The organism is Streptomyces sp. IBSNAI002, from assembly GCF_052244475.1.
Taxonomy (GTDB): domain Bacteria; phylum Actinomycetota; class Actinomycetes; order Streptomycetales; family Streptomycetaceae; genus Streptomyces.
Genome location: NZ_JBQPXG010000002.1, coordinates 7463244 through 7482871, shown reverse-complemented (window position 1 = coordinate 7482871; position 19628 = coordinate 7463244). Strand labels below are relative to the sequence as shown.

The following is a 19628-nucleotide window of genomic DNA, read 5'->3' as shown; positions in this document are numbered from 1 at the left end:
GTCCGGGGGGTAGCCCCCGGACGGGGCGCCGTGGATCATGACAGGAGGCCGGTCCGCCGGCCCCGCGCTCCGCTCCCCGCCACCGAGCCCTGGAGAAACGTGTGTCCTCCGCCTCGAGTTATGCGTCCGGTGCCTGCGAACTGCCGCTGCTGGGCGACACCATCGGCGAGAACCTGGACCGCACCGTGCGGCGGTTCCCCGGGCGCGACGCCCTCGTCGACCGGGCGTCCGGGCGCCGTTGGACGTACGCGGAGCTGGCGGCGGACGTCGACGCGCTCGCGCTCGGGCTGCTCGGCCTCGGCATCGCCAAGGGCGACCGGGTCGGGATCTGGGCGCCGAACCGGGCCGAGTGGACGCTGGTCCAGTACGCCACGGCCAGGATCGGGGCGGTCCTGGTCACCGTGAACCCGGCCTACCGCTCGCACGAACTGGAGTACGTCCTGCGGCAGTCCGGGATGCGGCTGCTGGTCGCGGCGGAGCGCTTCAAGGGCTCCGACTACGCGGCCGTGATCGCCGAGGTCCGGCCGCGCTGTCCGGAGCTGGAGTTCACCGTGCTGCTGGACGGGGCCGAGTGGACCTCGCTGCTGGAGCGCGGACGGCAGGGCGACCCGGCGGACCTGGGCCGGGCACAGGCGGCGCTCAGCCCGGACGACCCGATCAACATCCAGTACACCTCGGGCACCACGGGCTTCCCCAAGGGAGCGACCCTTTCGCACCACAACATCCTCAACAACGCCTTCTTCGTCGGCGAGTTGTGCCACTACACCGAGCGGGACCGGGTCTGCGTCCCGGTGCCCTTCTACCACTGCTTCGGCATGGTGATGGGCAACCTCGCGTGCACCAGCCACGGGGCGGCCATGGTGATCCCCGCGCCCTCCTTCGACCCCGCCGCCACCCTGGCCGCGGTCGAGGCGGAGTCCTGCACCTCGCTCTACGGGGTCCCCACCATGTTCATCGCCGAGCTGGCGGACCCCGGCTTCGACGGGTACGACCTGTCCAGCCTGCGGACGGGCATCATGGCGGGCTCGCCCTGCCCGGTCGAGGTGATGAAGGAGGTCATCGAGCGGATGGGCATGGCCGAAGTGGCCATCTGCTACGGGATGACGGAGACCTCCCCGGTGTCGACGCAGACCCGCGCGGACGACTCCGTCGAGCGCCGGGTGTCGACCGTGGGCCGCGTCGGACCGCACCTGGAGGTGAAGGTGGTCGATCCGGGATCCGGCCGTACGGTGCCCCGCGGCGAGCCGGGCGAGCTGTGCACCCGCGGCTACTCGGTGATGCTCGGCTACTGGGGCGAGCCGGAGCGGACCGCCGAGGCCGTCGACGCGGCGCGCTGGATGCACACGGGCGACCTCGCGGTCATGGACGACGACGGCTACCTGAGCATCACCGGCCGCATCAAGGACATGGTGATCCGCGGCGGGGAGAACCTCTACCCGCGCGAGATCGAGGAGTTCCTGCACACCCACCCGGACGTCCTGGACGTCCAGGTCATCGGCGTACCCGACCCGAAGTACGGGGAGGAGCTGATGGCGTGGGTGCGGATGCGGGAGGGCGCCGAGCCGCTGACCGCCGCGGACGTGCGCGCGTACTGCGACGGCCGGCTCGCCCACTTCAAGATCCCGCGGTACGTGCACGTCGTGGAGGAGTTCCCCATGACGGTCACCGGGAAGGTGCGCAAGGTCGAGATGCGCGAGGCGGCGGCCCGTCTGCTGGATCCCGTCTCCGACAGGTCCTGAGGGCCGCCGCGCCCGCACGGGTGGATCAGTTCTTGCCGAGCAGCCGGTTCATCGTGGCGATCTCGGCGCTCTGCGAGCTGATGATGGCCTCGGCCATCGTCTTCGCCCCGGGGAAGGCTCCGTCGGCCAGCTCCGTCTTCGCCATCGCCACGGCGCCCTCGTGGTGCTTGATCATGAGCTCCATGAAGGCGGTGTCGAAGGCCGGGCCGGAGGCCTTGCCCAGGCGGTCCATCTCCTCGGCGGTCATCATCCCGCCGCCGGCCCCGTGAGCGGAGTGGTCGGCCGCGCCCGCGGCGGGCACCTGCTCACCCCACGAGGTCAGCCACCCGGACAGGGTCGTGATCTCCGGGTCCTGGGCCTTCCTGATGGCCTCGGCGAGCTTCTTCACCTCGGCCGAACCGGCCCGGGAGGGGGCGAGGTCGGCCATCTCGACGGCCTGGCGGTGGTGGGGGATCATCCCCTGCGCGAAGGCGGTGTCGGCGGCGTTGTGCTGCCCCTGCCCGGCGGGCGACGAGGCCGAGGGGGACGTGGACCGGGCGGGGAGGCCACTGTGCCCGGCGGTGGCCCCGCCCTCGGCCGCACCGCAGGCGGCGAGGACGAGGGAGGCCGCCGCGGCGGCCGCGACGGCGGCGGTACGGCGGATCGGGGAACGGTTCTTGCTCATGGTGGTGCGACTCCTTGACGCGTGAGGACAGGGCGGAGCGCGGCGGCCCCGGGGAGGGGGCGCCGTGCGGGCCGCTCTAGATGCGCAGGAGCTGGAGTTCCGCGAGATCGGGCGGGGCCCGGCCGCTCTCGGCGGGCGCCGAGGCCCGGGTGGCGGACACCGCGGTAGCGGGCGCGCCCGGCAGGGCGGCCGCGAGTGCGGGAGGCGCGTACGGGGTGGTGATCCCGGTCGCGGCGCAGGCGGCGTCCGCGTGGTGCACCTGGCCGTGACCGCCGGCGTCGTGCGAGCAGTCCTCGGCCGTCCGGTGGTCGCCGGATCCGTGTGCGGCCGCGGGTACGGCGTGCGCCCGTACGGGCATGACGGCCATGGCCCCGGCGCCCAGCCCGTGCATGGCCAGCACTCCGGCCAGGACGGCGAGCACCAGCAGCAGACGGCCGGGCCCGGTGGGGCGGCGGCGCGGCGGCTGCGGGGCGGCGATCATACGGTCATCCTACGATCCCGCTCGGCCCGTGCCCGCGCGGATCCTCCCCGACGGCGCGTCCCGCACCGGTGCAGCCGACCCTTCCGGCAATGTCCGGATCAACGCCGTGCATCACGGCGAGGGGACGCCACGATCACGGCATGATCACAGCCGACCCGCGTCGCACCTCGCGCGTCGGCCTGTTCGTCGGGCTCCTGAGCGCGCTGCTCTTCGCGATACTGCACTGCTCCGCCCAGCTGCCCGGCGAAGAGCCGGTGGCGTCCGGCCCCGTCTCCGTCACCATCGGCGCTGTGATGGCCTCGGCCTTCCTGCCGCCGGCGGCGGCCACGGCGCTGCCGGTGCCGGAGGGAGGCGCCTGGCCGTGGCTGTCGGCGGCGGTTCCGGCCACGCTGTCCGCGCTGCTGCTGGCCGTGGGCACGATGATCGCCTACCCGTTCGAGATGGACACCATCGTGCGCCTGTCCGGCGACCGGCTGGTGGCCACGCACTACGGGCTGTACAACACGGTCTGCGGCGTGGGCATCGCCCTCGGGAACCTGCTCACGGGTGCGGCCCTGGACACGGCCCGGGCGGCCGGGCTCTGCGCGCTCCCCTGGCTGGGGCTCGCCGTCCTCGGCCTGGGCTGCGCGGCCGCCCTGTACGCACTCCACCGCTCGGGTCGTCTCGTGCCCGGCTCGCGCGGGGCACCGGCGGAGGCCGCGACCGCCTGACGGCCCGGCCGTACGGCACCGCCTCTCGGTACGAATGCGGGGGCGGCCCCCCGGGCCACGCGTTCCCGGCCGCCCCCGCACTCGCACCCCGCCCCGCATGCCGGGATCATCCCGATCCCATCCGGCCTGCTCCCGCGTGGATCGCGCCAATGCTCAGGGCGACCCAACTTCTTTGCGCACACGGCGGGTTACGGTCCGGGCATGTATGCGAACGCGCGGAGACCCGCCGCCCACCCGCCCAGCCGACGCACCCTCCTGCGCTCCGCCGTGGCGGGCACCGCGGCCGCCGGAGCGGGTCTGGCCCTCGGTCCGGCGTTCCCCGCCTCCGCCGCCCCGGAGGAGGCGCCCGCGGACCGTCCGGCGACTCCCGCTCAGGCACTGCGCCGGCTGGCGGAGGGCAACGACCGCTGGCGCAGGCGGCGGCAGCGGCACCCGCACGAGTCCGCCGCCCTGCGCCGCCGGCTGACCCCGGGGCAGCACCCGTTCGCGATCGTGCTGGGCTGTGTGGACTCCCGGGTGCCCCCGGAGCTCGTGTTCGACCAGGGACTGGGCGACCTGCTGACCGTCCGGTCCGCCGGTGAGGTGCTCGACGAGGCCGTGCTGGGCAGCATCGCCTACGGGGTCCTGGAACTGGGCGTACCCCTGGTCCTCGTACTGGCCCACCAGTCGTGCGGAGCCGTCGCCGCCGCCGTCCACGCCGATGAGACGGGTGAGCCGCTCCCCGCCCACATCCGGTACCTGGCCGAGCAGATACGGCCGTCCATCGACCGCGGCCGGTACGGCGAGGCCCGCGTCGACGCCACGGTCGACGCCCACGTACGCGGCGTCCGCACGCGCCTGGCGGCCGAACCGGACCTCGCCGCGAAGGTGGCCGCCGGCGAACTGGCCGTGGTCGCCGCCCGCTACGAGCTCACCGACCAGCGGGTCCGCACGCTCGCCTAGGCCGTCTCTTTCGGATCGTGCCGGGCCCTACCGCCACGCCGGCTCGCGGCGCAGGTCCGGCGTGGTGGCGGCCGCCAGGTCGTCGACCACCGCGTGCAGGCTGCCCGTACGCCGGTACACCGCGCGCTGGCGTTCCGCGCCCGTGCCCCGCCTGCACAGGTCGCCGAGGAGGCTCTCGGCCTCGGCGAGGTCGCCGGTCGCCGCCAGCCCGGGCTCGGCGCGGCGCAGCAGTGCGGTGGTCAGGGCGTGGGCGGGCACGGTGTCGCCGGTGAGCGGGTCGAGTCCCTCGCCGTGGTGGCCGTAGCGGGCCGCGAAGCGGTGGGCCGCCCGCAGCCGCGCGACGGGGACCTCGGGCGCGGGCCCGGCGTCCGCCTCGGCCGTCATGGTGGTGCACAGGCCCCGGATCAGCAGGGCCAGCAGCACGGTGGTGTCCAGGTCGGCGCTGACGTCCGCGATCCGGATCTCGAGGGTGGGCACGTGCTCGGACGGGCGGGCGAACCAGTAGATCATCCCCCGGTCGAGGATGACGCCCGAGTTCACCAGGGCGTCCGCGGTGGTCTCGTAGCCGGCCGGGTCCAGCAGCGGCGCGGGCCCCGCCGTCGGCCAGCGGCCGAACTCCACCGAGCGCCAGCCGGCGAAGCCGCTCTCCAGCCCGCCGGCGAACGGCGAGTTCACCGCGAGCGCCTGGAGCGCGGGGAGGTACGGGCGGACCCGGTTGGCCAGGTCCAGGGCCCGGGCGTGGTCGAGGGTGCCGATGTGGACGTGGCAGCCGCAGACCGCGCCGAGTCTGCCGTCGACGACCGCGCGGTAGGCGCCGGCCATGCGCCGGTAGCGGGGGCAGTCGGTCACCGGTACGGGATCCTCCGGCGGGACCACGGCCGTGCCGGTGCCCACCAGCAGGCATCCCGCCTCGCCCGCGGCGCGGCCGGCCGTGCTCCGCAGGGCGGCCAGCTGCTCGCGCAGCTCGGTGCCGGTGCGGACGGGCCGGGTGCAGACCTCGAGCTGGGAGGTGTAGAACTCGGCCTGGGCCTGGTCCCCCAGCTCCGCGGCGAGCGCCCCGAGCACCTGCGGCGCGCGGGGCACCGGCGCCCGCGTGCGGACGTCCGCGAGGAAGAACTCCTCCTCGACTCCCATGGTGAGCACGGCTCCCCGCTTCCGTCGTCGGACGTGCGACCGGCTGGCACCCCCGCCCGCCCGGCTCCCGCGCCTTCTGCGCCCGGCCGCCGTCGTGGGAGGCGTATGCCCTCCTCAGTCTCCTCCATACCCGGCCGTCGAGCGCTCGCGGGCCCGCCACCTGCGCGGGGTCACCCAGAGCGGCCAGCCGGTCACGCGGGGGCGCCGCCCCTCCCCCGGAGGGCCGTTCGGGGGTTCGAGTAGCGTTCGGTGGATGAGCACGCCACCGCCGCAGCAGCCCCCGGGCCCGTACGGACCCCCGCAGCACCAGCCGCAGTACCAGCCGCAGTTCCAGCCCCCGTACCAGCAGCCTCACCCCCAGCAGTACCCGTACCCGTACCCGTACCCCGGGCAGCCGCCGTACCCGCCGCCTCCGCGCAGGAACCGGACGGGCCTGGTGGTCGGGATCGTCGCGGCCTCGCTGGCCGGGCTGGGTGTCCTCGCCTTCGCGGTGAGCCGGATCGCCGGGGCCGGAGGCCTGTCGGGCGGGTCCGGATTCCCCGAGGCCGAGTACCGGCTCACCGTGCCGCAGACGCTGCTGGACGGCGAGTACGAGCTGGTCGAGGACCTGTCGCAGTCGGAGGGCGCGGCAGCGCTGAAGGGCGCCTACGACCCGAAGATCCGCAACCCCGAGCCGGCGGTCGGCCAGTACACCGCCGAGTCCCGCAAGGGTGTCAGCGCCCTCGTCTTCTCGGGGATGTACGGCCAGTTCAAGGATCCGGCGACGGCCCGCGAGAAGATGCTGGCCGGCGCCGCGGACGCGAAGGGCGCGACCCTGGCGGTCCCGGCCCGGGAGATCACCCCGGCCGGCTCCGGGATCACCGTCTCCTGCCAGGTTCTGACGATGACCCAGGAGGGCACGAGGAGCACCCTGCCGATGTGCGCCTGGGCGGACGAGAACACCGGCGCGTCGGTCGGCTTCGTCGCTCCGGAGACCGTTCAGCAGGATCCGAAGGCCGTGGACCTGGCCAAGGTCGCCGAGACCACCCTGAAGGTGCGCACGGAGACCCGGCAGCCGATCCGCTGACCCCCGTCAGCGGAAGAGCGCGGTGATGCGCTGGAGCGGGACGAGCTTGAAGTTCTGGTTCCCGCTGGTGCCCGGAGCGCCGTTGGAGCCGTCCTGGCAGATGAACACGCCCTGCGGGAAGGCGGGTCCGAGGTTGGCGGCCGTGGCGTCGATGCCGTCGGTGTCCTCGCAGTCGTCGGCCGCGGCGCCGCCGGCGACGGAGAAGCGGCCGAGGTAGGCGCGGGTGGTGCGGTCGTAGACGGTGAAGTCGTCGTCGGCGGAGACCACGATGTCGCCGCGCAGGTCGACGTTGTTTCCGTGATCGCCGTTGATCCGCTGGATCCGGGTGCCGGACAGGTCGTAGACCTCCAGTGCGCCCTTCTTGTCCGTGGCGACGACCACGGACCTGGCGGGGTCGGTCGGGTGGACCCAGATCGCCGGATCGTCGGCGGCGTCCCCGCTGTGCGAGACCGGTGCGGTCTCCACGGTGGCGGTGACGGAGGCGGCGGCCGCCTGCGCGGGCGCGGCCGGTATGGCCAGGGCGGCCAGCGCCGCGGCGGGCAGGACGGCGGTACGGACGGAAACGGTGAAGGGCACCGGGTTCTCCTTCCACTCTGTGTACGGGACACAGGGAGGCTAGGGAGACTCGGCGAGCGGCGCGTGAACGCGAGTTGAACCGGTCGGCGGCGCGGCCCGGCGGACCGGGCAGGTCGTCTTGTCGCGGTGTTCCGCAGTCGCTAGCGTCTGCGTCCGGACGTCGCCTACCCAGGGAAGGCGGGACCGATGCCCGTCGGAGTCACTCTTGCCGTCGTCGGTGCCGGGAACCGCGGAACCCGTCACGCGGCCTGGGCCCTGGCCCACCCCGAGCGGGCGTCGGTCGTGGCCGTGGCCGAGCCGCGTGCGGTGCGGCGGGAGCGGTTCGCGGCCGCCCACGGTCTGGACGCCGGGGCGGTGGTGGACGACTGGCGGACGCTGGCGGCCCGCGGCCGCGTCGCGGACGCGGTGCTGATCTGCACGCTGGACCGCGAACACCTCGAGCCGGTGCTGGCGTTCGCCGCTATCGGCTACCACATCATGCTCGAGAAGCCGATGGCCCTGACCGAGGAGGAGTGCCGGCGGATCGTGGCCGCCGTCGAGGAGGCGGGGGTGATCCTCTCCGTCGGCCACGTCCTGCGGTACACCCCGTACACGCGGGCGCTGAAGGACGTGCTCGACTCGGGCCGGGTCGGCGACGTCCTCAGCGTCCAGCACCTGGAGCCGGTCGGGTTCTGGCACCAGGCCCACTCCTTCGTGCGCGGCAACTGGCGCCGCGAGGACGAGGCCACCTCGATGCTGATGGCGAAGTCCTGCCACGACCTGGACTGGCTGCAGTACGTGCTGGGCCGGCCGCCCGTACGCGTCTCCAGCTTCGGACGCCTCTCCCACTTCCGGCCCGAGCTCAAGCCCGCGGGCGCCGCCGACCGGTGCCTGGACTGTGCCGTGGAGGACACCTGCCCTTATTCCGCGGCCCGCGAGTACGGCGACCGGCTCGCCGGCGGCCGGCACGGCTGGCCGCTGAACGTGGTGGTCGACGAGTTCACCCCGGACGCCCTGGAGAGGGCGCTGCGCGAAGGGCCGTACGGACGCTGCGTGTACGCCTGCGACAACGACGTGGTCGACCATCAGGTGGTGGCCATGGAGTTCGACTCCGGGGCCACGGCCACCTTCACGATGACCGCCTTCACCGAGTCCGCGGACCGCCAGACCCGGATCTTCGGCACGCGCGGGGAACTGAGGGGGGACGGGAGGGAGTTGCGGCTCTACGACTTCCTGACCCGCACCGAGGAGGTCATCGGGCTCGGCTCCGAGGGGTCGATGGACGCCTCCGGCGGCCACGGGGGCGGCGACGCGGGCCTGATGGACGCGTTCGTCTCCGCCGTCGCCACCGGGGACCCGGGCCTGGTCAAGTCCGGCCCGCGGGAGTCGCTCACCAGCCATCTGACGGTACTGGCCGCCGAACGCGCCCGACGGGGAAGCGCCGTTGTGCACATCCGAACGTGAACGATCCGATCAATCGGTCAATGTGATCGCTCAGGCGTAGGAACGATCCATTCTTACGCACCTCTTGAACGATATTTCGCGCGCATGCTACAAACCGATCAGCGGGCGCCCCCTCCCACCCCGCTCCCCCGCGCGTCACCGCCTCACCGCCGAGCGGCCGCCTCCCGCTGCGCAGACGTGCGCGCGGGCCGGCCCGCCGTGCGGCGAGCCGGCCCGCGCCCCAGCCCTGGAGGCTCCATGCCCCTCCCGTGGTCACGCCGTTCCTTCCTGCTGGCCGGAATGTCCGCGGTCGGCGCCGCCCCGTCGACCGGTACCGCATCCGCGTCCGCAGTGGCCGACGAGTACGACACCCTGCGCCTCAGGTGGCGCGGGATGCTGCTGGGCAGCGGGTTCGATCCGGCGGCCGAGCCCTTCGCCGGAAAGCTCGCGCTGCTGGGCACACAGGCCGCCGAACACCGCGCGACCATGGCGGCCGTCAGCGGGTCGCTCTGGCCGGATCTGCCGCTGACCGTCTCCGGCTCGATCACCGGCAGTTACGCCCGGCTGGCCACCATGGCCCAGGCGTACGCCCAGCCGGGCACGGGCCTGACCGGCAGCGCGGCGCTCGCCGCCGAGATCGGCACCGGTCTCGACCACCTCTACCAGCAGGCGTACAACCCGGCGAAGAGCCAGTTCGGCAACTGGTGGGACTTCCAGATCGGTTCGCCCCAGCTGCTGCTGGACATCAGCGTCCTCCTCCACGACCAGCTCCCCGCCGCCCGGCTCGCCGACCACCTCGCGGCCGTCGACCGCTTCGTCCCGGACTCCTCGGTCGCCGCCTACACCGGCACCAGCACCGGCGCCAACCGGGTGGACCTGTGCCGGTCGCTGGCCCTGCGCGGCGTCCTCGGCAGGCACGCGGCCAAGGTCGCGCTGGCCCGCGACGCCCTCTCCCCCGTGTTCCCCCTCGTCACCAGCGGAGACGGCTTCTACGCGGACGGCTCCTTCGTCCAGCACACCTACCTGTCCTACACCGGCTCCTACGGCGCGGTGCTGCTCAGCGGCCTGGCCGGGCTCTTCTCCCTGCTCAGCGGTTCGACCTGGGCGGTCACCGATCCCAGGCGGCAGCTCGTGCTCGACTCGGTGGAGAAGTCCTACGCACCGTTCCTGTTCAACGGCCTGATGATGGACGCCGTTTCCGGGCGCTCCACCAGCCGGGGCAACCCGCGGAGCACCCCGTACGGATTCCAGGGCGGCGACCACGGCCGCGGCCACGGCGTGCTCGCGGCCGTCGCCCTGCTGGGCACCGCCGCGAGCGGGACGGAGAACCAGCGCTGGCGCGGGCTCGTGAAGGGATGGATGCAGCGCGACTACTACAGCCCGGTGCTGGGCGACACCGACCTGAGCGTCGCGGCGCTGGCCAGGCTCAAGGCCGTACAGGATGACAACGCTGTCAGCGCCCTCGCCGAACCCACCGGGCACCGGCTCTTCCCCAGCATGGACCGGGCGGTCCACCGCCGGCCCGGCTGGGCCGCTTCGATCAGCATGGCCTCGAAGCGGATGGGCCTCTACGAGACCGGCAACGGGGAGAACCTGCGCGGCTGGCACGCCGGTGCCGGCATGCTCCAGTGGTGGGGGGACACGTACGCCAACGGCCAGTACACCGACGCGTTCTGGCCGACCGTGGACCCGTACCGGCTGCCGGGGACCACCGTCACCCGGAAGGTGCTCGCGGACGCGGAGGGCGGCGCCTGGGGGCTGCCGAGGCCGGACGTCAGCTGGGTCGGCGGCGCCACGGACGGGGAGTTCGCGGCCATCGGCCAGTTCGTCCGCGGACTGTCCAGCACGCTGTACGCGAAGAAGTCCTGGTTCTGCCTGGCCGATTCGATCGTCTGCCTGGCGGGGGCCGTGCGCAGCACGGACGGCACGACGGTCGAGACCGTCGTCGAGAACCGCAATCTGGGGGCCGCCGGCACCCAGGCCCTCACGGTGAACGGCGCCGCCCAGTCCACCGCCCTCGGCTGGTCGGCGACGCTCACCGGAACCGGCTGGGCGCAGATCGCGGGCCACGGCGGGTACGTGTTCCCGGGCGGGGCCACGGTGAAGGCGCGGCGCGAGGCCCGGACCGGTTCCTGGCACGACATCAACACCGGCGGCACCACGGACCCGGTCACCCGCCGGTACGTGACGCTGTGGTTCGACCACGGCGTCGACCCGGTGGACGCAGCCTGCGCCTGGATCCTGATGCCGGGGGCCGGTACGGCCGCCACCGCCGCCCGGGCCGCCGACAGCGGCTGGCTGACGGTGCTGGCCAACGACAACGACCAGCAGGGCGTCCGGGTGGCCTCGCTCGGTGTCACCGCCGTCAACTTCTGGTTCGCCGGGACGGTCGGCACGCTCGCCGCGGACAGGCCCGCGTGCGTCCTGGTGCGGGAGCACGGCGACGGCACGGCGACCCTGTGCGTCTGCGACCCGATGCGCATGCAGACCGGCCTCACCGTGACGTGGAACCGCCCGGTCGCGTCCGTGCTCTCCCGGCCGTCCACGGTCTCCTCGGCCACCACCGGATCCGCGCTCACCCTGACCTTCGCGGACCTCACCGGGCAGGCCGGCGCCACCCAGAGGGTCAGGGTGGCGCTGGCCTGACCGGCCCGGTCCGCCCCGGCCCCCGTCCGGGGCTGGGCTGGGGCTGGGGCTGGGCGGGGGGCCTACCAAGACGACTTGGTGACCCCGGGGAGGAAGCCGGCGTGGGCCTGCTCGCGCATCCGGACCCGGGAGAGCCCGAACCTGCGCAGGTGGCCGCGGGGGCGGCCGTCCACGCTGTCGCGGTTGCGCACCCGGGTCGCGCTGGCGTCGCGCGGCTGCCTGCGCAGCTCGTACAGCGCGGCGCCGCGTTCGGCTTCCGTCGAGGAGGGCCGGCGCAGGACCTCCTTCAGCCCGGCGCGCCGGGCGGCGTAGCGCTCGACGGTCGCCTTGCGCCGCTCGTTGCGTGCGATCTTGCTCTTCTTCGCCATCAGACCTTCACCCCCCGGGCCCGGATCCGGGCCACCGCCGCCTCGACACCGATCACGTCGACGGTCTTGACCGCCCGCGCGCTGAGGGTGAGGCGGACGTGCCGTCCTTCGCTCGGCAGCCAGTAGCGCTTGCGCTGGATGTTGGGGTCGAAGCGGCGCGGGGTGCGCCGGTGGGAGTGGGAGATGCGGTTGCCGAAGCCCGGCTGGGCGCCGGTCAGCTGGCAGTGGGCGGACACGGTGTTACCTGCCTCTCTTTGAAGCGGAAGAGTTATTGGAAATGATTTCCATTCCCGTATAGTAGCGGCATGGCACGCAACGAAGTACGCCCGATCGTCAAGCTCCGCTCCACCGCGGGCACCGGCTACACCTACGTCACCCGCAAGAACCGGCGCAGCGACCCGGACCGCATGGTGCTGCGCAAGTTCGACCCGGTGGTCCGCCGGCACGTCGACTTCCGCGAAGAGCGCTGAGCCCCGCCCCACCACCCAGAAGGACACCCCCGTGAAGCCCGGAATCCACCCCGTCTACGGCCCCGTCGTCTTCCGCGACAAGGCCGCCGACTTCGCCTTCCTCACCCGGTCCACCGCCACCAGCGACAAGACGGTGGAATGGGAGGACGGCCACACCTACCCCGTCGTCGACGTCGAGATCTCCTCGCAGAGCCACCCCTTCTACACCGGCACGGCCCGCGTCCTGGACACCGCAGGACGCGTCGAGCGCTTCCAGCGGCGGTACGGGAGCCCGGCGTGACCCTGCCCGTCGTCATCGTCGGCGGGCTGCACTCCGATGCCCGCCGTGCCACCGTGGAACGGCTGCTCGCCACGGTCCCGGCAGCGTGGCCCTGCACCACGACCTCTCCACGGCGGCCCGGGGCACCGTCCTGCGCACCGTGCGCGACGCCTCCGGGACGCTCGGGTCCGGTGAGGCACCGCTCGTCAACGACTGCGCCTGCTGCGCGCTGCGCGAGGACCTGGTCCCCGAGCTGTGGCGGCTCGCCGACGGCGGGCCGACCCGGCTCGCGTGGGACGCCGCGGGCGGCGCGCTCTGCGTGGAGGACAGCGGCCCCTGGCTGGCCTCCCTCCCGGACGCGGCCTGGGAGATGGTGCCGCCGGTGCGGCGGGCGGCCGCAGCGATCGGCTGGCACCCCGAGCACGGCGACTGCTGCCAGCACCTGGTGTTCACCTCGCCCGGCCTCGACCGCGAGGGGCTGGAGCGGCTGCTGGACTCCTGCCTGCTGACGGACGCCGAGTTCACCGCGGGGCGCGAGGGCTGGAAGCGCCTGCCCGCCACCTTCGACTCCCTCCTGGCCCCCCTCCCGTAGGCCGCCCACAACCACCCCTCACACTTCACAGGTTCAGGACTCCCCATGGCCCGACGCATCACGCCCCGCAAGCCCGCCGCCTCCCGTCCCAACCCGCTGGACGCGGCGGAGATCACCTACATCGACTACAAGGACACCGACCTGCTGCGGAAGTTCGTCTCCGACCGCGGGAAGATCCGCAGCCGGCGGGTCACCCGCGTCACGGCCCGGCAGCAGCGCCGGCTCGCCGCGGCGATCAAGAACGCCCGTGAGATGGCCCTGCTCCCCTACGCCGCCAGGTAGGGCCGTCCCGACCGTCCTGATTCGGCCGTCGGGCGTCGCGAAGCAGTCCCTCGCCCGCCGGGGAGGGCCCAAAGGGGCCCGCGCGGGTTACGGTCGTATGACCGTTTGCCGAAACCGGTACGTATTCCTCGTCGGGGAGGAACAGCTGGGATGAGCAACGCACCTCTGTACCTGGAACCGCGGCTGGCACCGCGGCTGACGTCCTTGCTGGATGCGGCCCCCTTCCTGCACGGACTCGTGGACGGGCTCGGATCACCGCTCAACCTCGTACTCCCCCAGGAGTTCGCCGAGAACGTGGCGCGATTCGGCTCCGTCCTGCGCCGCCACCACCTCGGCGGCCGGGTCTGCTTCGCGCACAAGGCCAGCCGGTCCCGCGCCCTGGTCCGGCACCTCACCACGACCGACGCCGCCCTCGACGCAGCCTCCCTCGGCGAGTTGAGGCACGCGCTGGGCTCGGGATTCACCGGGGACCGCATCGTGGTGACCGGGCCCAAGGACGCCGAGACGCTCTGGCTGGCCGCGCGCAGCGGGGCCGTCGTCAACGCCGACGGGGCGGCCGAGCTGGAGGAAGCGGCCCGGATCGTCGGCGCGTTCGGGCTGCCCCGCCTGCGCGTGATCCTGCGGCTGTCCGAGTTCGAGACCTCAGGCACCCGGATGCTGTCGCGCCGCAGCCGGTTCGGCACGGCCGTGAAGTCGCTCAGCGACCTGCTCGGCGTACTCGAACGCCACCAGGACGCGCTGGAGCCGATCGGCGTGGGCTACCACCTCGACACCACGAGCCTGGACGAGAAGGCGACGGCGCTCGAAGGGTGCCTTCGGGCGATGGAGGAACTGCAGATCCGGGGGTTCGCGCCGCGCGTGGTCGACGTGGGCGGCGGCTTCGGCGTCAACTACCTGGCGCACGCCGCGCAGTGGGACCGATACACCACCGAGCTCACGCACGCCGTCATGGGCCGGCGCCCGCCCCTCACCTGGGGCGGCCACGGCTACGGACTGCGCGCGGAGAAGGGCACGCTCCGGGGATCCCTCGGCCTCTATCCGGCCCATCGCCCCGTCGCCGGCGCCGCCTACCTCGACGAGCTCCTGTCCCGTCCCGCGCCCGGTCTCGGCCGCCCGTTCGGCACGCTGCTGCTGGAGAGCATGTACGACCTGTACGCCGAACCCGGCCGGGCGCTGGCCGACCAGTGCGGCCTGACGCTCGGGAGGGTGCAGGAGGTGCGGGCCGGCGGGTCCGGAGAGCACCTCGTACGGCTCGCCCTGAACGCGGGGGACGTGGGCCTCGAGGACCACGGCGTGCTCATGGACCCCGTGCTGCTCCCCCGCGGCGAGCTCCCCGGGCGGTCTGCCGGGCCGGCTGGCGGGCCGTCTGCCGGGGCGACTGCCGGGCCGGTGGGCGTGTACCTCATGGGGAACCTCTGCCTCGAAGCGGACCTGATCACCCGCCGCATGGTGTTCCTGCCCCGGCTGCCGCGACCGGGCGACCTGCTCGCCTTCGCCAACACCGCAGGCTACTGCATGGACTTCACCGCGACCCGGGCCCAACAGCAGCCCGTGGCCCGAAAGATCGCCGTCCGGCAGGAGGACTCCGGGGAGGGGAGAGGGAGCTGGACTTGGTGCCTCGACGAGGAGTACTGGCCGGTCACAGCCACGGGGGGACGGCGGACATGAGGTACGACAGCATCACCGAGGCCATCGGCAACACCCCGCTGGTCCGTATCGACCCGGCCGTGCACGGCCTGCGCCACATCGACCTCTACGCCAAGCTGGAGATGCTCAACCCCTTCGGCTCGCTGAAGGACCGCGCGGCGTGGCACATGGCCCGCTCCGCGCTCGACGGGGCCCGGGCGAAGGCCGCGACGGTCGTCGAGCTGTCCAGCGGAAACACCGCCAAGGCCCTGGCCCTGATCGCGGGGCTGCACGGGCTGCCGTTCAAGAGCGTCACGAACCGGATGCGCATCCCGGAGATCAAGGACCTGCTCCTGCTGCTGGGCGCCGAGATCGAAGAGCTGCCGGGGCAGAGCGAATGCCTCGACCCGACCGACACCGAGGACCCGCTGACCCGGTTCCACCAGCGGCTCAGCCACCCGGACAGCGCCCTCCTGCACACCGATCAGTACTTCAACCCGTTGAACGCCGAGGCGCACGCGCAGGGCACCGGACCGGAGATCATCGCCGATCTGGACGGCCGGGCTCCGGACTGGTTCGTCGCGTGCGTGGGCACGGCCGGTTCGTCCACGGGGGTGGCCCGCGCCCTGCGCGCCCACGATCCGGCGGTGCGGGTCGTCGGGCTGGTCGGGGAGAAGTCCGATTTCATCCCGGGCATCCGCACCTTCGACGAGGTACAGCAGGTCGGGCTCTTCGACCCCGCCGCCTACGACGCGATCGAGGGCGTCAGCTCGGACGAGGCCATCGACGGGATGGTCACGCTGATGCGCCGCTGCGGGCTGCTCGCCGGGCCCACCGGCGGGGCCGCCTACCTCGGGGCCGTGCGCCATCTCCGGCCGCTGGACACCCCGTCGGCCGGCGGGCGCAGGACGGCCGTGTTCATCGTCTGCGACCGGGCGGAGAGCTACCTCGGCTATGTGCGGCAGCGCCGTCCGGAGCTGCTCGGCAGGCCGCCGGCGAAGAACTCGGTGACCACGCTGACCGAGGCCGAGGTGCGCTCGGCCGCCGTCATCGAGGTCGCCGAGGCCCAGAAGTGGATCGAGGAGCGGCGCCCGCTGGTGATCGACCTCCGCGGCCCGTTCGCGTACGCCGCCCTGCACATCGACGGCGCCGTCAACATCGTCGACGAGCTCTTCGACGAACTCCTGCGCGGCGGAATGCCCTTCGGCACCCGGCAGCCGGTGCTGCTGACCTGCCCGGTCGGCGAGAAGTCCACCCGGTACGCGGCCCTGCTGACGCGCATGGGCCACCCGGACGTACGCAGTCTCGCCGGCGGCATCGTGGCCTGGCGGGACGCCGGAGCGCCTCTGGTGCGTGACTGAGGTGGCGGCCGACCCCGCCGGGGAGATCGCGGAGCTGGCCTCGTGGCAGCGCGGGCTGCGCGCCCAGTTCCCGATCATCACGGGCCATCCCGGCCTGGCCTATCTGGACAGCGCGGCCACGGCACAGAAGCCGCAGGCCGTCCTGGACGCCGTGCACGGCTACCTCACGACGTCGAACGCCAACGCGGGCCGGGGCTCGTACCCCTGGGCCAATACGACCACCGCGCTGGTGGAGCGCGCCCGCGACCGGGTCAGGGAGTTCCTCGGCGATCCGTTTCCGGACCGGTCCTCGGTGCACTTCACCACCGGGGCCACGGACGGACTGCGCACCGTCGCACGGGAGTGGCTGCCCGGACTGCTGGCGGACGGGGACGAGATCGTCGTCCCGTTCTCCGACCACGAGGCGAACCTGGCGCCGTGGCTGGAGGCGCGGGAGCTGCTGGCCCGTCAGGGGGTCCGGATCCGGGTGCGGGAACTGCCCTGCCAGGCGGGCTCCGGGGACTACGACCCGGCGGCCCTCGCCGGGATCCTGGGCCCGCGCACCCGCTTCGTCGCCGCCACGCACGTGCACCACGTGTACGGGGCCGACATGAACGTGCACCGGATCCGGCAGGTGGTCGGGCCCGACGTGCCGATCTGCCTGGACGCCGCCCAGAGCCTCGGCCACCTCCCGGTCTCGGTGGCCGGGCTCGACGTGGACTTCGTGGTCTTCTCCGGGCACAAGGCCCTCGCCCTGCCCGGTACCGGCGCGGTCTGGGCGCGCGACCTGCGGGGGCCGGCCTTCCGGCCGGGCGGCTGGAGCGGCACGCCCAACACGGTGGGCATCGCCTCCCTGGCGGCGGCCCTGGACTGGCTGGACGCCGCCGGGACCGACCGCATCGAGCGCTGGACCGTGGCGCTGACCTCTTTGTTGACGGACGGGCTCGGCCGGCTGCCCGCGTACGAGGTGCTCGGCTGCCGTTCGAGTCTGGCGACCGCGTCCGAGGTACAGCGGCGGCGGAGCATCGTCACCTTCCGGCACCACGAGATCGGCGCCCAGGACCTCGGGTTCATCCTGTTCAGCCGCGGTTTCATGGTGCGCTCCGACGGCCACTGCCAAGCGGGCGACCGGGAGTCCTCGGTACGGGTGAGCCTGCACGTGCACAACACGCCTGAAGAGGTGGAAGAGTTGCTCACCGTGCTGGCTAGTCTGCAATGATTTCCATTATGGAGATGAGCACGGTGACGGCCCGTACGGCAGCGCGCTGGGTGGAGCGATGGGAGCGTCAGCAACAGCGGTACGCCGTCGACCGCGAGGAGCGGTTCACGGTCATCACCGACGTCGTGGAACGGATGACGGCCGGCCGGGCCGCTCCCCTGGTCCTCGACCTGGGCAGCGGACCGGGAGCCCTCGCCGCACGGCTGGCCGGCCGCCTCCCGGACGCCGAGGTACTGGCCGTGGACGCCGACCCGCTGCTCCTCGAGCTCGGCCGCTCCCACTACGGACCGGCCCTGCGCCACGTCGAGGCGGTGATCGGGAGGCCGGGCTGGCTGGACGTGCTCGCCCTGGACCGCCCGGTGGACGCGGTGGTCTCGGCGACGGCCCTGCACTACCTCGGGGAGTCCACGCTGCGGCAGGTCTACCAGGAGCTCGCCGGACGGCTGCGGCCCGGCGGCGTCCTCGTCAACGGCGACCACATCAGCCCGGACGCGCCGTGCATCGCCGAACTGGCCCTCCACGTCGGGGAGCGCCACTCCGAGCGGTACCTGGACACCACCGAGGACTGGGAGTCCTGGTGGTCCGAGGCGGCCGCCGACCCGGAACTTGCACCGCGGCTCGCGGACTGCGGGCCCGACCGGCATCCGCACTGCGAGGGCAACGACCTGACGCTCTCCGGGCATGTCGCACTGCTGCGCGAGGCGGGGTTCCGGCAGACCGGCACGGTATGGCAGTTCGGCCACAGCCATGTGGTGGTCGCCCTGCGCTGAACGGGGCCGGCGGCGGGGACGGCGCCGGACGCGCCGCGCCCTCGACCGGTGTCGTGGCCGGGGCGCGGCGCGGGGCGCAGGGGTCTCAGAAGAGGTCGGTGAAGAACCGGTAGCCGGTGGGGTCGCCGGGCATCTGCCAGTGGAATCCCTGGAGCAGGAAGCAGGCGACGAGGTTGCTGACGGCGAAGAAGGCCAGGACTCCCAGGGTGACCGCGGCGGCGCGGCGCAGGGCGGGCGAGCCGGCGGCGGCGTCCAGGGGCTGGGCGGCGCCGGTCAGGACGAGGTTGACACCTGCGGCGAGGGCCGCGAGGAAGAAGGTGACGGCGGCCCAGGTGTACAGGTGCAGTCCGAACAGGGCGCCGGCGTAGCCGGGGTCCGGGGGCACGATGTGCATCAGCACCTGTGCGCCGGAGACGGTGCCGCCGATCAGCGCGGAGACGAGGGCGACGCCCCAGCCCGAGGCGAACTCGGCGGTGGACACCGCCCCCTTGCGCGAGCGGGCGATGGTCATGGCCGGGCCGAGGGCGCTGAGCAGCATGAACATGCGCTGGAGGAGGCACATGGGGCAGGGGTACTCCCACAGGCCGAACTGGAAGACGTACGCGCCGCCGATGGTGGCGCACATCCCCAGCACGTAGGCGTGGGCGAACCAGAGTCCGAGGCGGTGGGAGAGGCGTGCCGGGCGAACTGTGCGGGCTGCCAGCCGTGGGCCGTGTACGGGCTGCTGAAGACCCGGGACGCGGACTCCCCCGGCGTCTCCACCACCTCCGCCGTCATCTCACTGTCCGTCTTCACCCTGCTCTACGCGGTCACGGCCGTGGTTACCGGAGCCTTCCTGTTCTGGACCCGCGTCCACCGGGGCGGGCCGGTGTGCGGCCTCGTCGTCCTGAGCGTCGCGGTCGTCGCTCTGCTCGCCACCGTCGAACAGACCGCGCTGGGCCGGGACGGCGTGGCGTTCGCGCTGTCGGGGCCGGCGGTCGTGGCCACCGTCGCGACGCTGTTCCTGGCCCTGTTCCCCGACGTGATGCCCTCTACGGCCGATCCCGCCTGGAGCCCGACCGTGGCCGGTTCGGCCGCGAGCCCGTACACGCTGGAGATCCTGACCTGGGTCGCGTCCTTCATGACCCCCGTCGTCCTCGTCTACCAGGCGTGGACCTACCGGGTGTTCCGCAAGCGTGTCGGCTCGCCGTGACGCGAGGGCGAGGGCGAGCGCGGCCAAGAGCAGAACGGCCGCCACGACGAAGGTGGTCCGCATGCCGGTGGCGACGGCCCCGGGACGCGCCGTGGTCACGTCGGCCGTCGCCGACGCGAGGGCGAACACG

At 73.3% G+C, this 19628-nt stretch carries 20 protein-coding genes and 2 pseudogenes; 15 read left to right on the top strand and 7 right to left on the bottom strand.

Features of this window, described 5'->3' with window-relative positions; genetic code table 11:
• The first annotated feature begins 101 nt into the window (after positions 1 to 101).
• The gene (locus tag ACTVZO_RS34720) at positions 102 to 1739 is read left to right on the top strand and encodes an AMP-binding protein (protein ID WP_443302104.1); all 1638 of its coding nucleotides are present in this window, start codon (positions 102 to 104) and stop codon (positions 1737 to 1739) included.
• A gap of 25 nt (positions 1740 to 1764) precedes the next feature.
• Here the strand turns inward: ACTVZO_RS34720 and ACTVZO_RS34715 are convergent, their stop codons facing one another.
• Positions 1765 to 2403: a DUF305 domain-containing protein gene (locus tag ACTVZO_RS34715; RefSeq protein WP_443302103.1), complete on the bottom strand. Its 639-nt coding sequence runs from the start codon at positions 2401 to 2403 to the stop codon at positions 1765 to 1767.
• A gap of 76 nt (positions 2404 to 2479) precedes the next feature.
• Positions 2480 to 2884, bottom strand: a complete 405-nt coding sequence (locus ACTVZO_RS34710; protein WP_443302102.1) for a DUF6153 family protein — start codon at positions 2882 to 2884, stop codon at positions 2480 to 2482.
• Positions 2885 to 3177: 293 nt separating this feature from the next.
• Here ACTVZO_RS34710 and ACTVZO_RS34705 point away from each other — a divergent pair.
• Together ACTVZO_RS34705 and ACTVZO_RS34700 are read left to right on the top strand one after the other, a co-directional pair.
• Positions 3178 to 3594: pseudogene (locus tag ACTVZO_RS34705) on the top strand (MFS transporter); the annotation flags it as partial.
• Positions 3595 to 3795: 201 nt separating this feature from the next.
• Entirely contained in the window at positions 3796 to 4536 is a 741-nt protein-coding gene (locus ACTVZO_RS34700) for a carbonic anhydrase (RefSeq protein ID WP_443302101.1), read from the top strand.
• Between the two features lie 27 nt (positions 4537 to 4563).
• Here the strand turns inward: ACTVZO_RS34700 and ACTVZO_RS34695 are convergent, their stop codons facing one another.
• Positions 4564 to 5670, bottom strand: coding sequence for a carboxylate-amine ligase (locus ACTVZO_RS34695; protein ID WP_443303365.1), 1107 nt, complete (start codon positions 5668 to 5670; stop codon positions 4564 to 4566).
• 253 nt (positions 5671 to 5923) lie between these two features.
• On the opposite strand from ACTVZO_RS34695, the gene ACTVZO_RS34690 reads away from it, so the two are divergent.
• The gene (locus ACTVZO_RS34690; RefSeq protein ID WP_443302100.1) at positions 5924 to 6736 is read left to right on the top strand and encodes a hypothetical protein; all 813 of its coding nucleotides are present in this window, start codon (positions 5924 to 5926) and stop codon (positions 6734 to 6736) included.
• 6 nt (positions 6737 to 6742) lie between these two features.
• Here the strand turns inward: ACTVZO_RS34690 and ACTVZO_RS34685 are convergent, their stop codons facing one another.
• Complete coding sequence (locus ACTVZO_RS34685) at positions 6743 to 7312, bottom strand: phytase (protein ID WP_443302099.1); 570 nt, start codon at positions 7310 to 7312, stop codon at positions 6743 to 6745.
• 186 nt (positions 7313 to 7498) lie between these two features.
• Between ACTVZO_RS34685 and ACTVZO_RS34680 the strand changes: the two genes are divergently transcribed.
• Together ACTVZO_RS34680 and ACTVZO_RS34675 are read left to right on the top strand one after the other, a co-directional pair.
• Positions 7499 to 8755 (top strand): Gfo/Idh/MocA family protein, encoded by a 1257-nt coding sequence (locus ACTVZO_RS34680; protein WP_443302098.1) that lies wholly within the window; start codon positions 7499 to 7501, stop codon positions 8753 to 8755.
• 237 nt (positions 8756 to 8992) lie between these two features.
• Entirely contained in the window at positions 8993 to 11380 is a 2388-nt protein-coding gene (locus ACTVZO_RS34675; protein ID WP_443302097.1) for a polysaccharide lyase 8 family protein, read from the top strand.
• A gap of 62 nt (positions 11381 to 11442) precedes the next feature.
• Here ACTVZO_RS34675 and rpsN read toward each other — a convergent pair whose 3' ends face one another.
• Both rpsN and rpmB read right to left on the bottom strand, forming a co-directional pair.
• Positions 11443 to 11748, bottom strand: coding sequence for a 30S ribosomal protein S14 (rpsN, locus tag ACTVZO_RS34670; RefSeq protein WP_443302096.1), 306 nt, complete (start codon positions 11746 to 11748; stop codon positions 11443 to 11445).
• Positions 11748 to 11984 carry a 50S ribosomal protein L28 gene (gene rpmB / locus ACTVZO_RS34665; protein ID WP_443302095.1) on the bottom strand — a complete coding sequence of 79 codons (237 nt, stop codon included), beginning with the start codon at positions 11982 to 11984 and terminating at the stop codon, positions 11748 to 11750. Before rpmB ends, rpsN begins: the two co-directional genes overlap by 1 nt.
• Positions 11985 to 12053: 69 nt before the next feature.
• On the opposite strand from rpmB, the gene rpmG reads away from it, so the two are divergent.
• The 8 genes and pseudogenes from rpmG to ACTVZO_RS34625 all read left to right on the top strand — a co-directional run bounded on the left by rpmG (position 12054) and on the right by ACTVZO_RS34625 (position 18306).
• Complete coding sequence (rpmG, locus tag ACTVZO_RS34660; protein WP_133895600.1) at positions 12054 to 12218, top strand: 50S ribosomal protein L33; 165 nt, start codon at positions 12054 to 12056, stop codon at positions 12216 to 12218.
• A 31-nt stretch (positions 12219 to 12249) separates the two neighbouring features.
• Positions 12250 to 12498, top strand: a complete 249-nt coding sequence (locus ACTVZO_RS34655; protein WP_443302094.1) for a type B 50S ribosomal protein L31 — start codon at positions 12250 to 12252, stop codon at positions 12496 to 12498.
• Positions 12495 to 13069, top strand: a pseudogene (locus ACTVZO_RS34650) (GTP-binding protein). Before ACTVZO_RS34655 ends, ACTVZO_RS34650 begins: the two are co-directional and overlap by 4 nt.
• Positions 13070 to 13114: 45 nt before the next feature.
• Positions 13115 to 13351 (top strand): 30S ribosomal protein S18, encoded by a 237-nt coding sequence (gene rpsR, locus ACTVZO_RS34645; RefSeq protein WP_443302093.1) that lies wholly within the window; start codon positions 13115 to 13117, stop codon positions 13349 to 13351.
• A 150-nt stretch (positions 13352 to 13501) separates the two neighbouring features.
• A complete protein-coding gene (locus ACTVZO_RS34640) occupies positions 13502 to 15019 on the top strand; it encodes a Y4yA family PLP-dependent enzyme (protein ID WP_443302092.1) in 1518 nt (505 codons plus the stop codon).
• Positions 15016 to 16338: a pyridoxal-phosphate dependent enzyme gene (locus ACTVZO_RS34635; RefSeq protein ID WP_443302091.1), complete on the top strand. Its 1323-nt coding sequence runs from the start codon at positions 15016 to 15018 to the stop codon at positions 16336 to 16338. Before ACTVZO_RS34640 ends, ACTVZO_RS34635 begins: the two co-directional genes overlap by 4 nt.
• 1 nt (position 16339) lies before the next feature.
• A complete protein-coding gene (locus tag ACTVZO_RS34630; protein ID WP_443303364.1) occupies positions 16340 to 17536 on the top strand; it encodes an aminotransferase class V-fold PLP-dependent enzyme in 1197 nt (398 codons plus the stop codon).
• Positions 17537 to 17544: 8 nt separating this feature from the next.
• The gene (locus tag ACTVZO_RS34625) at positions 17545 to 18306 is read left to right on the top strand and encodes a class I SAM-dependent methyltransferase (RefSeq protein ID WP_443302090.1); all 762 of its coding nucleotides are present in this window, start codon (positions 17545 to 17547) and stop codon (positions 18304 to 18306) included.
• An 85-nt stretch (positions 18307 to 18391) separates the two neighbouring features.
• Here the strand turns inward: ACTVZO_RS34625 and ACTVZO_RS34620 are convergent, their stop codons facing one another.
• The gene (locus tag ACTVZO_RS34620; RefSeq protein WP_443303363.1) at positions 18392 to 19009 is read right to left on the bottom strand and encodes a disulfide bond formation protein B; all 618 of its coding nucleotides are present in this window, start codon (positions 19007 to 19009) and stop codon (positions 18392 to 18394) included.
• Here ACTVZO_RS34620 and ACTVZO_RS34615 point away from each other — a divergent pair.
• The gene (locus ACTVZO_RS34615; RefSeq protein ID WP_443303362.1) at positions 18947 to 19498 is read left to right on the top strand and encodes a cytochrome d ubiquinol oxidase subunit II; all 552 of its coding nucleotides are present in this window, start codon (positions 18947 to 18949) and stop codon (positions 19496 to 19498) included. The genes ACTVZO_RS34620 and ACTVZO_RS34615 overlap by 63 nt on opposite strands.
• Positions 19499 to 19628: the final 130 nt, after the last annotated feature.